The organism is Psychrobacter sp. CX14 (assembly GCF_057396205.2).
In genome coordinates this window covers 1,649,627-1,662,424 of record NZ_CM183187.1, presented here as the reverse complement: position 1 = coordinate 1,662,424, position 12,798 = coordinate 1,649,627, and the positions used below count along the sequence as shown (strand labels likewise).

12 protein-coding genes are annotated in these 12,798 nt (G+C 43.4%); 2 read left to right on the top strand and 10 right to left on the bottom strand.

Annotated elements, in window-relative coordinates; all coding sequences use genetic code 11:
* Nucleotides 1-80: 80 nt before the first annotated feature.
* A complete protein-coding gene (locus AC2SLO_RS06865) occupies nt 81-746 on the bottom strand; it encodes an alpha/beta hydrolase (RefSeq protein WP_486541323.1) in 666 nt (221 codons plus the stop codon).
* Nucleotides 747-1,043: 297 nt separating this feature from the next.
* Here AC2SLO_RS06865 and AC2SLO_RS06860 point away from each other — a divergent pair, with 297 nt between their 5' ends.
* Nucleotides 1,044-1,427, top strand: coding sequence for a hypothetical protein (locus tag AC2SLO_RS06860; RefSeq protein ID WP_486541325.1), 384 nt, complete (start codon nt 1,044-1,046; stop codon nt 1,425-1,427).
* Between the two features lie 40 nt (nt 1,428-1,467).
* On the opposite strand, the gene AC2SLO_RS06855 is transcribed toward AC2SLO_RS06860, so the two are convergent.
* The 6 genes from AC2SLO_RS06855 to AC2SLO_RS06830 all read right to left on the bottom strand — a co-directional run bounded on the left by AC2SLO_RS06855 (nt 1,468) and on the right by AC2SLO_RS06830 (nt 8,950).
* Nucleotides 1,468-2,478, bottom strand: coding sequence for an ABC transporter permease (locus AC2SLO_RS06855; RefSeq protein WP_486541419.1), 1,011 nt, complete (start codon nt 2,476-2,478; stop codon nt 1,468-1,470).
* Nucleotides 2,479-2,571: 93 nt separating this feature from the next.
* Entirely contained in the window at nt 2,572-3,642 is a 1,071-nt protein-coding gene (locus AC2SLO_RS06850; RefSeq protein WP_486541328.1) for a microcin C ABC transporter permease YejB, read from the bottom strand.
* 118 nt (nt 3,643-3,760) lie between these two features.
* Complete coding sequence (gene gloB / locus AC2SLO_RS06845; protein ID WP_486541329.1) at nt 3,761-4,540, bottom strand: hydroxyacylglutathione hydrolase; 780 nt, start codon at nt 4,538-4,540, stop codon at nt 3,761-3,763.
* A 226-nt stretch (nt 4,541-4,766) separates the two neighbouring features.
* Nucleotides 4,767-6,617: an ABC transporter substrate-binding protein gene (locus AC2SLO_RS06840; RefSeq protein ID WP_495637060.1), complete on the bottom strand. Its 1,851-nt coding sequence runs from the start codon at nt 6,615-6,617 to the stop codon at nt 4,767-4,769.
* Nucleotides 6,618-6,649: 32 nt separating this feature from the next.
* The gene (serC, locus tag AC2SLO_RS06835) at nt 6,650-7,777 is read right to left on the bottom strand and encodes a 3-phosphoserine/phosphohydroxythreonine transaminase (protein ID WP_486541331.1); all 1,128 of its coding nucleotides are present in this window, start codon (nt 7,775-7,777) and stop codon (nt 6,650-6,652) included.
* 273 nt (nt 7,778-8,050) lie between these two features.
* Entirely contained in the window at nt 8,051-8,950 is a 900-nt protein-coding gene (locus tag AC2SLO_RS06830; RefSeq protein ID WP_486541333.1) for a hypothetical protein, read from the bottom strand.
* Between the two features lie 381 nt (nt 8,951-9,331).
* On the opposite strand from AC2SLO_RS06830, the gene AC2SLO_RS06825 reads away from it, so the two are divergent.
* Nucleotides 9,332-10,171: a carbonic anhydrase gene (locus AC2SLO_RS06825; RefSeq protein ID WP_486541335.1), complete on the top strand. Its 840-nt coding sequence runs from the start codon at nt 9,332-9,334 to the stop codon at nt 10,169-10,171.
* Between the two features lie 117 nt (nt 10,172-10,288).
* Here the strand turns inward: AC2SLO_RS06825 and AC2SLO_RS06820 are convergent, their stop codons facing one another.
* Genes AC2SLO_RS06820 through AC2SLO_RS06810 form a run of 3 tightly spaced genes read right to left on the bottom strand, consistent with a single transcriptional unit; the run spans nt 10,289 to nt 12,690 of the window.
* The gene (locus tag AC2SLO_RS06820) at nt 10,289-11,191 is read right to left on the bottom strand and encodes a MetQ/NlpA family ABC transporter substrate-binding protein (RefSeq protein ID WP_486541337.1); all 903 of its coding nucleotides are present in this window, start codon (nt 11,189-11,191) and stop codon (nt 10,289-10,291) included.
* 56 nt (nt 11,192-11,247) lie between these two features.
* Entirely contained in the window at nt 11,248-11,931 is a 684-nt protein-coding gene (locus AC2SLO_RS06815; RefSeq protein ID WP_486541339.1) for a methionine ABC transporter permease, read from the bottom strand.
* A gap of 3 nt (nt 11,932-11,934) precedes the next feature.
* Nucleotides 11,935-12,690: a methionine ABC transporter ATP-binding protein gene (locus tag AC2SLO_RS06810; RefSeq protein WP_486541341.1), complete on the bottom strand. Its 756-nt coding sequence runs from the start codon at nt 12,688-12,690 to the stop codon at nt 11,935-11,937.
* Between the last annotated feature and the right edge of the window lie 108 nt (nt 12,691-12,798).

Genomic DNA, 12,798 nt, shown 5'->3' with positions numbered 1-12,798 from the left:
AAACTGATGACTCATAAATGTCGTATGTATTCATTAATAATCTTAGTGTATTAACCTATGTGCAACTCAAACCGCTAACTCTAAACCGCATATTGCTCAAGTAACGACTTGATCTCAGTTAGACGGCCATGGAAAAAGTGTCCTGCGCCTTCAACAATATGCACTTCAATCTGCTTGTCATCCGCGAACTGCTGCATACAGCTTGGGCTAATGACTCTATCTGCATCGCCGTATATTTGAATGGTCTTTTTGGTCGGCAACGCAACGTCGGTGGCATCATTATTCTCAACCGATGGCGCCATCAATACCACTTTGATAATTTCCATATCATCTAAGCCCCAAATGTGCGGCGTTACCATCACTTGCTCGGCCACACGAGCGGTAATATATCCACCAAATGAAAAACCGCCAAGCCATAGTTTTCTGGCCGGTGTCTTTTGGCTAATCCATTGCAGCACAGCCATTGCATCGTCAATCTCGCCTTTGGCATAGTCATGCTCACCGGTTGACTTCCCTGCCCCGCGGAAGTTAAAACGAACCACATGCATGCCTTCATCGCGGGCAAAATTAAATAAGGTAGTGACCACTTTGTTCTTCATAGTGCCATCATATAATGGATTCGGATGACACAGTAAGGCCACAGCTTTGGTATCTGGATCTTCTGGATTCTCATTTTGCCATAACGCTTCAACTTCAAGTTTGCCAGCAGGACCGTCAATAAGTAATGTTTCTGTTTTCTTTGTCATAATAATGGCTTATTTTTATCGAGTGAAATGGTTTTATGTATCAAAAATAATGGCTATATTTTCTACTTTAAAGGCATAGCACTTTGAATGAGACTGCTATATTAGCAAAACTAAAATAAAAGGGGGTAACCCTCTGTTAACCGGTGGCGTGATTGAATTTAGCTCTTGTCTGTTATGTTACATTGCCGAAACAAGCTCAACACTTTTATCCTACATCTTAGCGTTTATGACACTATAATCCTTTATAATGGCGTAAGCTAATAACGGATCATTAACATACTTTTTTGAAGGTTAACCATGACTATCTCTGTATCAAACACAACAACCAAACTAACGACTTTAGGGTTTTTGGCCGCTGCTACGCTAGCTCTTGCGGCCTGTCAGTCAACACCGACTGCGCCCGTAATGCAGCGTGCAAACTCTACCTTTGAAACCACAGGTATTGGCAAAACCAAAGTACAGGCTCAAGAAAATGCTTTAGCCAGTGCGAGTAAGACCTGTGGTCGCCGTCAACCAATTATCCTAACCGATAAGGTAACCTATAATGGCGTATTTGATGAGCGTACCGGCCGTATGATTGACCAAGTAGGTTCTATCGCAGGCGTTGTCCTTGGTTCTGGTAAGCCAGATTTATCACGTGATGATGACTTTGAATACACCATCAACTTCCGTTGCCAGTAATGTGAAACAGCGGCAATAATTAATATAGAACTATCTGAATCTAACCCCTTGGATCGAACGCATCACGCAAGGCTTCACCAATAAATATCAACAGTGATAACACAATGGTTAAGCTAAAAAATGCCGATAAGGCCAACCAAGGGGCATCTAGGTTATTCTTGCCTTGTGTCATCAGCTCGCCCAATGAGGGTGAGCCTGGTGGTAGCCCGTAGCCTAAAAAATCCAGCGAGGTGAGTGCAATAATATTAGCAGTCAAAATAAACGGCAGCTGCGATAAGCTTGATGCTAGCGCATTGGGCAGAATATGACGCAGCATAATACGTGTATCTGACACACCTAAATTACGTGCTGCTCTGACATAATCAAAATTACGTGCTCGCAAAAACTCCGCTCTAACCAGTCCCACCAAACTCATCCAACCAAATAACAGCATTAGGCCGAATAATACCCAAACGCTTGGGCTAAATAAGCTCACTAGAATAATAATCATAAACAGCTGCGGCAGCCCTGCCCACACTTCCATAAAGCGTTGACCAATTAAATCAAGCCAACCTCCAAAATAGCCTTGTACTGCTCCGAGCACGATCCCAATCAGTGACCCTGCTATCGTCAGTGCTAAACCAAACAACAAGGAGATACGCATACCATATAAAATACGGGCAAGCACATCACGGCCTGTATCATCGGTACCGAGCCAGTTAGCCGCATTAGGCGGTGCAGGATAAGGCTGTGCAATCTCCACGCTAGGTGTCTGATCAGCAAACTCGATGGGCGGCATGACCATAAAGCCTGACTTTTCAATCATCTGTCTAACCGCAGGGTCTTTATAATTGGCTTCGGTTTCAAACACACCGCCAAAAGCTGTTTCTGAATAGGCCTTAAAAACAGGGAAATACCAGTCATTTTGATATTTAACAACTAAGGGTTTGTCATTGGCGACAAAATTAGCACCCATACAGATAACGAATATGATAAGAAACAATCCTAGCGCAATAACGCCCAGTTTGTTTCTTTTAAAGCGGTTAAGACGTGCGCGCCACACAGGGTTAATCCAAGAGGGTTTGGTCACCTCAGATGCAGGATTGTTCACATTATTGTTATTTGGTGGGTTTGCATTTGGCGTATTTGAGGTTGCTGTCATCGATTAGCGCCCCTCAAAGTCAATTCTAGGGTCAATCAGATGGTAGCTGATATCGCTGATAAGCTGTAGTAACAACCCTACTAAGGTAAAGATAAATAAGGTACCAAAGATAACCGGATAATCACGCTGTTGAATTGCCTCAAAGCCAAGCAGTCCAAGACCATCTAATTTAAATATGATTTCAATCAAGAAATTACCGGTAAAAAAGATACCCACAATAGCGGCAGGCACGCCAGCAGTCATAATGAGCATGGCATTGCGAAACACATGACCATATAATACGCGGTTACCGCTAACCCCTTTGGCTCTAGCAGTTAGCACATATTGTTTGGATAGCTCTTCCATAAAGCTAAATTTGGTCAGGTAAGTCAGCCCTGCAAAACCGCCAACTGTACTGGCAATCAATGGCAGCGCCAAATGCCAAAAGTAATCTTTAATCTTACCAAGAGCGCTAAGCTGATCGAAGTTCTCGGAGACGAGACCTTGCAAAGGGAATAGCTGCCAATAGCTACCACCAGCAAATAACACTAACAAAATAACCCCGAATACAAAAACTGGTACAGCATGACCCACAGCCAACATGACCGCGGTTAATTTGTCCATGCCCGAACCATTATGCATGGCTTTATAAATACCCAGTGGTATGGCAATCAGGTAAATCAGCAGCGTACTCCAAAGCCCTAACGATATCGACACAGGCAGTTTATCGATAATGAGTTCAGTAACCGGCTTGCCTTTGAAGAATGACTCACCAAAATCTAAACGGGCATAACTTTTTATCATCAGCCAGAACCGTTCATGTGCCGGCTTGTCAAATCCATATTGAGTTTTGATGGCTTCTACCATCTCATCAGACAGACCTCGCGAGCCGCGATAACCACTTTCTTCTAGGCCGTTTTTGCTACTCATTTGGGTGCCTACAGCATCCCCGAATACTTGTGCCTGCTCAATCTGAGCGATTTGCTGCTCAACAGGACCACCCGGTGCGGCTTGCACTAAGACAAAGTTAGCCAATAAAATCAAAAATAGCGTCGGTATAATCAGCAATAGACGTTTTAAAATATAACGACCCATAATGTTAAATCCTAACTGTATTGCCTATCTGATTATCGCTGCCATCGATGGCAGCGACCCGCTTTTGATATTAAACACTGGTTATTTTTAAGTCTAAAGAACCTGATTTATTTAGACGTTAAAAGTTATCTTTAAGCGAACGCAGCGCACTAAACACGGTCAATGGCTTGGTATCTGGTAAGGCTTGCTGCTTGCTGGCACCTTCAATCACGCTCTCTTCATCGGTACGCAAAAATACGTTAACCTGTCTTTCATGCTCTAGGGTGACGGGCAGTGATGCCTTACCTGCTGCAGTCATCTCTTCAACTTCTACCAACGTTTGCTGCATGACTCTATTGTCAGGCTCAATCGTCAAGCCAAATTTAAGATTGGCTGCGGTATATTCGTGAGCTGGATAAAATAAGCTCTCTTTGGGTAGTTTATTAAAGCGCTTTAAACTGTCGAATAACTGCTCGATGGTCCCAGTAAAGACACGTCCGCAGCCAGCACTAAATAAGGTATCCCCACAGAATACTTGCTTTTGACCGTCTTTTTCTAAGATATAGGCCAGATGATGCTCAGTATGCCCAGGCACTGCCCAAACTTGAGTGGAGTAACCCCACACATTAATAGAGCTGCCCTCTTTGACCACTTGATCTGGGTTGACGCTGTGCTCTGCGCCTGCAACCACATGGGTCATGGGGAACAATTCACGTAGCTCAGCCACACCGCCAATGTGATCATGGTGGTGGTGAGTAATCCAAATTGCTGTCAAATCCAGATCATACTCTTTAATGTATTGAGCTACCGGACCTGCTTGACCCGGATCTACCACAATCGCTTGTTTATTCGTATCGTTGACTAATGCCCAAACATAGTTATCTGTAAACGTTCGAATAGGCGTGATAATTAAGCTCATACCGCTTCCTGTTAATTAAATGTATTTTAGACGGCTTATAATACCACCTCTGACGCATGATGTGACCTGCCGGCTTAGATTGTTATAGCCCCTATTTATAGCAGTTATCTATTTAAAGCGCTTATCTATTTAGCTTATAGGTGCTTGCTTATATAGTGTTTTTTAGATATTGTCTTTTAATTATTGAACCCTTTAACTGTGGTTTAATAAGTTATTTAACAACCCTCTAGTGCAAATAATTAGTCACTTTATTCTCAGCTGCTTTATCCACCCACCAATAATCTATACCGATGGCATTGTCGGGCAAATCTTCAACATGACGGTATTTATCCCAATAAGCCACTCGGGTACGCGATGTGCCGTACATGGGGACAATATAATAGCCTGCCCGTAGTAGTCGATCTAAGACCTTGGTGTAAAGGACAATCTCCTCACGGCTTTTCGCATAAGTCAGCTTGGCAATGACCTCATCAATGGCTTCATTTTTGATGCCGCTATAATTATTGTTGCCGATCTCATCTGCCGACGCACTGCCCCACAGATAACTTTGTTCACTGCCCGGTGATAAGCTTTGCGGAAAGCTGGCCATAATCATATCGTAATCAAAACGGCGAAGACGCTCCAAATATTGCGGCTGATCCACCAAACGAATAGAGGCATCAAACCCTAATCTTTTTAGATTGCGTACATAAGGTAAAAACACTCGGCTGAGCTTGTCACTGCCCAATAATATCTCAAGCTTGGCCAGCTCACCATTTGGCTGATACAGCTTCATATCTTGATAATAGAATCCGGCATCTAATAGCTTTTGACGTGCTCGCAGTAACGCTTCACGGTGATAACCTTGTCCATCTGACTTAGCCAACTGCCACTCTTGTACTGCCGCTTGCCTTTGAATCGGTTCAAGCTTGGGCAGTAATGGCCTTAGTACTGCCATCTCTTGGCTATCCGGCTTACCCGTTGCTGCCAATTCTGAGCCATAAAAATAGCTATCCAAACGCTCATACTGATTATAAAACAACGTCTTATTCATCAGCTCAAAATCAAACGCCTCGGTCAGCGCTTGTCGTACACGAATATCCGAGAAGATATCGTGACGCAGATTCATCACGATACCTTGCATCACCACAGGCGTGGTGGTCACAATCTCTTCTTTATTAATCAGTCCCGCTTTGACTGCCGGAAAATTATAAGCCGTAGCCCACTTTCTGGCTACACTCTCTTGACGGAACTGATACTGACCGACTTTAAAGCCCTCTAAAGCGGTCTCTTCATTACCGTAATAAATGTATTTAATAAAATCAAAATTAAAGCGCCCTTTATTGGCCATGATATTTTGGCCCCAATAATTAGGGTCACGCTGATAAGTGACACTTCGCCCCTCTTGCAGCTTTGCAATCTTATAAGGTCCACTACCGAGCAGCGGTTTTAGGGTCAACGTATCGAAGTATTTATCAACTGAGTCTTTACCAAAAATAGGAAACTGGCCAACTATTAGCAGAATTTCTTTATTATCATCAGATTTGAAATAAAACTTAGCCCGATGCTTATCCAGTGCCTCGACTCTATCAATGGAGCCCAGATAACTACGAATGTGCATCGGTCCTTTAGTCAATAACGCATCGAAAGTAGCTTTCACATCATCGCTAGTCACTGGCGTGCCATCCCAGAACTTCGCTTTTGGATGAATATGATAAATCACCCAACTGGTGTCATCCGTGTCGTAGGTGACTTTTTCTGCCAACTGTGGATATATCACATATGACTCATCTAACGAGCTGGTCATCAAAGTATCATACAGATACTGTGTACCCGACATGGCAACACCAGTGGTCATCCATGGATTGGCACTATTAAACGTCCCTATCGCTGCCAATGACAATGTACCGCCTTTGGGCGCCTTTGGATTGGCATACGGTAAATGAGTCACGCCGGTATAAGAAGCACTACTGTTCTGCGCCAGTGCTGTCACGGTAATCGGGTCAGCAGCCGCATTTTGCGCAGCCATGCTTAACACACCTGACAGCAAAGTCGCTGCCATAATGGTGTATTTAAACTTGCTAACCCAGTGACTCATTTATTTCTCCGAAAATCCGTATCGAGATTATCCTAAGCGTGCTTTTTAGCAAATGCTGTCATAAAGTCGCATAAGACTTGAACAGACTCAAGGCTCACCGCATTATAAATACTGGCCCGCATGCCGCCCACATCGCGGTGACCTTTTAGATTAAGCAGTCCGGCTTGCTCTGCTTCAGATAGGAAGGCTGCATCTAAACTGCTGTCTTTTAAAGTAAAGGGCACATTCATAATAGAGCGATATCGGGTGTCCACATTATTTTGATAAAAATCAGTGTCATCAATGGTTTTATAAAGCAGCTCTGCCTTTTGATGATTGTGCTTCGACATGGCCTCTAAACCGCCCTGCTCCTCTAACCATTCAAATACCAGTCCTGCTAAGTACCAAGAGTACGTCGCTGGCGTGTTAAGCATCGAATCCTTATTGGCCTGATTGGCATAATCCATTAATGCAGGGCACCATTTGCTCGCTTTACCAATCAGATCTTCACGCACAATCACAATAACCAAACCTGCTGGACCGATATTCTTTTGCGCGCCGGCATAAAGCAGACCAAACTTGGACACATCAACTGGCTCAGATAAGATACAAGAGGACATATCAGCGATAATCGGTGCATCAACCTCTGGCGTCTCGAATATTTGCACCCCGTGGATGGTTTCATTGGCACAATAGTGGAAATACCGCGCGCCCTCAGTCAACTGCCAATCCCTTCTGTCTGGAACGGTTGTGAAATTTGAGTCTTTGCTTGAAGCCACCTCATTAACCTCACCTAAGCCAAGAGCAGCATAGCGCTTCGCCTCTTTGATGGCTTTGCCTGACCACGCTCCTGTGGTTAGATAATCAGCGGTGCCCTTATCGGTCAATAAATTAAGCGGAATGGCTGAGAATTGCAACGTCGCACCGCCTTGTAAGAACAATACCTTGTAGTTGTCTGGTATTTGCATTAAGCGGCGTAAGCTTTGCTCTGCACGTCCTGCAACACCCACATAGTCACTGCTACGGTGACTCATTTCCATCACTGACACACCCTTGCCATGCCAATCTAGCATTTCGGCCTGCGCCTTTAATAGAACCTCGGTCGGTAACGAGGCAGGACCGGCACAAAAGTTATGTAAACGGTGCAAACTTTCAGTTGATGTTGAAGGATGGTTACTCATAATGTTCCTACTAAAAATAAGAATAAGGGGAAATGCAGCGTCTACTGTCCATTACAAAAGATGATTTACCGTCTTTTATAATAGACAATAGCGCTATAAGTATAATACAAACCGATATTAGATAAATAGCGCTAATAGCTTGATATCCGCTACTGTACAGTATGGATAATTATTCGCGTTTGATGACCGATTGATTAAAGAAAGGTTTTAGAGAAGATAATTTTATAGGAAATAATGGAAAATTAGCTAAATAGCGGATAGTAGCACGATGAATTAGTTATCGTTTAACAACTGCCACAACACCTTTTTCTGGCGGCTATCGGCTAGCATGTCTGCCAATGATGGCGTCGATACCATTTGATTGACCTCTATACCTTTAGGCAAATCGGTTAGTGCTGCCACCTTAACTTTGTCTGTTTTGGCTAGGCAGAAGATAAATCCGGCTACACTGGCATTGGCAGATTCTTTGTCCATAATGCCTTCACAGATTGGGAATTTCTGATGCTGCGGCTTAAGCGATAGTGCATTTAATAGGCTATCCCATAACTGGGAGACAGCCGCATCACTTTCACTTAAAGCTTTGGCATTGACCAGTAGCACCCAATTTTGATAATGAACACCCAGAATATCAAAGGCATCCACCAACTCTATCTTGGTTTTTTTGTTTTCAGCCGCCGCTTCTTGCGCTTCCGCATCAGGGATAATTTTTTCTTTTAACGCAGCAATCGGGTTGTGGTGTAACTTCTCACGGCTTTGATGCGGATTAGATTCAGGCTGACCCTCTCTTTGCTCAACAGTTGGTTGCTGATATTGCAGGCTGGATAAACCATTTGCCGATTGATTAGACTCAACTGTTGGATTTAAAGAAGGCTGCGTAGAAGACGGACCCTGATTCCACCCAGATAATGCTGAGGGGTCTGACGTTGTTTGCTCGCCTGCCACTGGCTGCTGCGAGTCATTCAGTCTATAAGTCTGCGCCATCTGCAGGCGGCTTTGCTGCTTAGAAATCGCTTCATAATCAACACTGCGTGTTGGTGTGTCACGCTGTACCCAAATATCAAGACCCATTAACGCCATGATGTGACGCTGCTGAGCCAGTACAGGCGATACTTCAGCCGTCAACGCATTATCAAACGTTGGTTGTTGCTGAGAGTTGGGCATTGATGCGGGCATACTATCAGATATCATAAAGTGTCAAAATCAGCAGTTAATAAAACGTCCTTAAGCGTAGCAGCAGTTTAACAAAATTCGGCCCAAAACTCGATTTTATTTATCGCTATATTAGCGGCGACCTCTTTTAGCGTTAATTACTTAACGTTTTTAAATAGTTAAACATTACACAAAACTCACACAAATGCCATAACTGTCTGACCACTCACTGACCTTACTTCTTATTAAATAGCGATAATAATAGTACGGATACCCTTGTATACTGCCATTGTCTTCTAACCTAACAATTGTAGATATTTCAGTAAGTACTGCTACTTACGCTAATTTCTCATCATTTATAAACAGCACGATTTTATTAATTTACTTATTTCAGGATGAAATACCATGAACCACACTACTCTTTCGACCATTACGCTTGCTCTTATCGCCTCATTGGGACTTAGTGCTTGTAACAACACCCAACCTTTACAACACTCCCCCGCAAACAGCTCGTCAGTGACGACTGACCATAAGCAGTCTAACGCTCATGATGACTCACATGAAGCCACTTGGGGCTACACCGGTAATATGGGTCCAGAATATTGGGGTGATGTCCATGGTAATGAGACTTGCTCAATCGGCAAACAGCAGTCGCCTATTAATATTACTCGTGTTTTAAGCAGTACTGATGCAGCGCCTAGTATCAGCTTTGGCGTTTCTGATATAGAGATTAGTCATAACGGACACACTATTGTTTATACGCCAAAAAGCGGCAATAACACCACGCTTATCAATGGTGAAACTTTCACCTTACTCCAATTCCACTATCATGCGCCAAGTGAGCACCAATTTGCTGGTGTTAATTATCCTGCCGAAGTTCATTTTGTCCATGCCAATGCGGCAGGCGAGTTAGCCGTTATCGGTGTCATGTTAAATCCAACGTCAGCCACCAATGCATTAGGCAATCTGACACAGATTAGTAAAATCGTCACTCAAACTGACGAACCTGCTTTAGTGACTGGCGTTGACTTAACCACATTACTGCCAATGCACAGCAGCTTTTATAACTATGCCGGCTCATTGACTACCCCGCCGTGTTCAGAACAAGTGCAATGGTTTGTTGCGGATAAGCCATTAGCAGTTTCAAGTACTGAGCTTGCCATGCTTAGCCAACTGTATACGGGTAATAATCGCCCTATCCAGCAACAAGGCGATAGACAAGTTATCCGTTTAGACAGCAAATAAATCTTTATCTACAAATAAGGTGATGGATTATTTTTTATAAAATAATCCATCACCTATAAAAAAACCTAGCAATTGCTAGGTTTTTTTATGCTTAAAGACATAAAGTCCTATTAAACATTACTGAGGCGCATTCTCACCTGTTGTTTCGGCTTCGCCTTCTTGCTCTTCACCCCAAATCTTAGGATATTTGTAGCCTGGGAAGGTTTCGTGAGCATACGTCTTGAAGCTTGGTGAATTATAAGCTGCTTCTACATCTTTCACCCATTTCGCATCTTTGTCTTCTGCACGAACCGCTGACCAGTTCACATAAGCAAAGCTTTTTTCTTGGTATAACGCATCTGTTAAGTTAATACCTGCGTCTGTCGCATAGTTACCATTGATAACGGCAAAGTCTACTTCGTCACGAGCACGTGGCAATTGAGCGGCTTCTAATTCAACGATATCGATGTTCATTGGGTTAGTAGCAATATCAGACTTAGATGCAGTTAATGGATCAACGTTATCTTTTAATGTAATCCAGCCTAAGTCATTCATCATAACCAATGCACGCGCAAAGTTACTTGGATCGTTTGGCGCAGATACCTTCATACCATCATAAGCATCTTCTAATGAAGTCTTTTTACCTGAGTAGATGCCTAGTGGTGCGGTCGGTACTTGGAATACTTCAACCAAATCAAGGTTATTTTCTGCTTTGAACGTATCTAAGTAAGGCTTATGCTGGAAGATATTGATGTCTAAATCACCTTCCGCTAGCGCCAAGTTTGGACGTACGTAATCAGTAAAAGTGGTTAGCTTCACTTCGTAACCTTGGGCTTCTAGCTCACCTTTTACTTGGTCACGAACCATATCAGCGAAATCGCCTTCAGTGGTACCGATCACAATACTGGTTTTCTCGTCTGATGCGGCAATGCTTTCATCTGCTGCATTGTCATTGCTACTACAACCAACCAATACCAAACCTGAAACACCAGCTACAGCTGCAGCGGCTAAAACGTTACGACGGATTTGTGCTAAATTCATGACATCTTCCTTTTATTAAAAGTCATATCTTACGGATTGAAAATCTAATTGCTTAATTAACGCTTATCTAATTTTGTCGCAAGCCAGTTACCCAAACCTTGAATACCAATCACCATCACTGACAACATAACGACAATAAATATCATTACTTCGGTTTGATAACGGTAGTAACCATAACGAATCGCGAGGTCACCCAGACCGCCACCGCCAATCATACCGGCTGCCGCTGAATATGACAGCAAACTAATACATAAAATAGTCACTGACAGGACGAGACCTGAACGTGCTTCGGTTAACAGCACTTTAATAATAGTCATCGGACTGGCGCCCATCGACTCACTAGCCTCAACAATACCACGTGGTACTTCGCGTAAGTTTTGCTCGACAAGACGTGCAAAATAAAACGAGCCTGCAATAGCCAATACCAAGGATGCTGCAACCGGTCCGATACTGGTGCCAATTAACGACTTAGTAAACGGACTCATTGCAATCATCAAGATGACAAAGGGGAATGCGCGCATAAAGTTGGTAACGCCGCCCAATATGGCATACAGCGATCTATTTTGTAGAAGCTGCTTATCACTGGTCAAAAACAAAAACACACCAAACAAACCACCGATAATAATGGCTGCTGTGGTCGAAATACCAAGCATGACAAAAGTGTCGATAGTCGCTTGCCAAATCTCTTTTCGAAGTTCCCATAGACGGGCGTAGGCATCATTAAAAGTCACTGCTAACATTGTTTAATCCTCCTGAACTAGGCCGCTGCCAATTTCAGTGTTCGCGATAATTTGACCATCAACAATCTCAGCCACCTCTAATAAATGCCCATTGTGTAACAGCGCTGCGCGGTTACAAATGCGGCGAATCACACTCATTTCGTGAGTTACGATAACGATTGTCACCCCTAATCTTTTATTCACTTCTTTTAATGTGCTTAGTAGCGCCCGCGTTGTCGCAGGGTCAAGCGCACTGGTTGGCTCATCCGCCAATAGCACTTTTGGATTCGGTGCAATCGCGCGTGCAATACCCACACGCTGCTTTTGGCCGCCAGATAGCTGCGCTGGATAATGATTGGCTCTGTCCGTTAAATTGACAATCTCCAAGCACTCCATAACCCGCTCATATATGTTATTTTTGGCGTAGCCGGATACTTTAAGATTAAAGGCCACATTCTCAAAAACAGTGCGGTTTGACATCAAATTAAATTGCTGAAAAATCATGCCCACATTATGGCGCGCCACACGTAGCTGCTTAGCATTCAGACTGGTTAATACCTCGCCATCAATGGTTACTGTACCCCCATCTGGACGCTCTAACAGATTCATCAGGCGCAGCAATGTTGACTTGCCCGCACCTGAATAGCCCATCAAACCAAAAATCTCACCTTGTTTAATGTTTAGTGAGATAGGCTCGACAGCTGTAAACCAATGCAGTTTGCCATCTTTTTGAGTCTGAAATTTTTTATATACTTGATCTAAAACAATCATATCTTTCATGGCAGTTATCTTAAATATTAAATTTACAGCTTGAAGGGTCGCGCAAAAGCAAGAGGACATACACAATTTGATACGTGAAGTTACGCAAATTGTGAAACGCAGTAATAT

Bases quoted from the DNA above. Each gene is read 5' to 3' on its own strand.
- AC2SLO_RS06865 (WP_486541323.1), bottom strand. From the start codon at position 746: ATGACAAAGAAAACAGAAACATTACTTATTGACGGTCCTGCTGGCAAA.
- AC2SLO_RS06860 (WP_486541325.1), top strand. From the start codon at position 1,044: ATGACTATCTCTGTATCAAACACAACAACCAAACTAACGACTTTAGGG.
- AC2SLO_RS06850 (WP_486541328.1), bottom strand. From the start codon at position 3,642: ATGGGTCGTTATATTTTAAAACGTCTATTGCTGATTATACCGACGCTA.
- gloB (WP_486541329.1), bottom strand. From the start codon at position 4,540: ATGAGCTTAATTATCACGCCTATTCGAACGTTTACAGATAACTATGTT.
- AC2SLO_RS06840 (WP_495637060.1), bottom strand. From the start codon at position 6,617: ATGAGTCACTGGGTTAGCAAGTTTAAATACACCATTATGGCAGCGACT.
- serC (WP_486541331.1), bottom strand. From the start codon at position 7,777: ATGAGTAACCATCCTTCAACATCAACTGAAAGTTTGCACCGTTTACAT.
- AC2SLO_RS06830 (WP_486541333.1), bottom strand. From the start codon at position 8,950: ATGCCCGCATCAATGCCCAACTCTCAGCAACAACCAACGTTTGATAAT.
- AC2SLO_RS06825 (WP_486541335.1), top strand. From the start codon at position 9,332: ATGAACCACACTACTCTTTCGACCATTACGCTTGCTCTTATCGCCTCA.
- AC2SLO_RS06820 (WP_486541337.1), bottom strand. From the start codon at position 11,191: ATGAATTTAGCACAAATCCGTCGTAACGTTTTAGCCGCTGCAGCTGTA.
- AC2SLO_RS06815 (WP_486541339.1), bottom strand. From the start codon at position 11,931: ATGTTAGCAGTGACTTTTAATGATGCCTACGCCCGTCTATGGGAACTT.
- AC2SLO_RS06810 (WP_486541341.1), bottom strand. From the start codon at position 12,690: ATGAAAGATATGATTGTTTTAGATCAAGTATATAAAAAATTTCAGACT.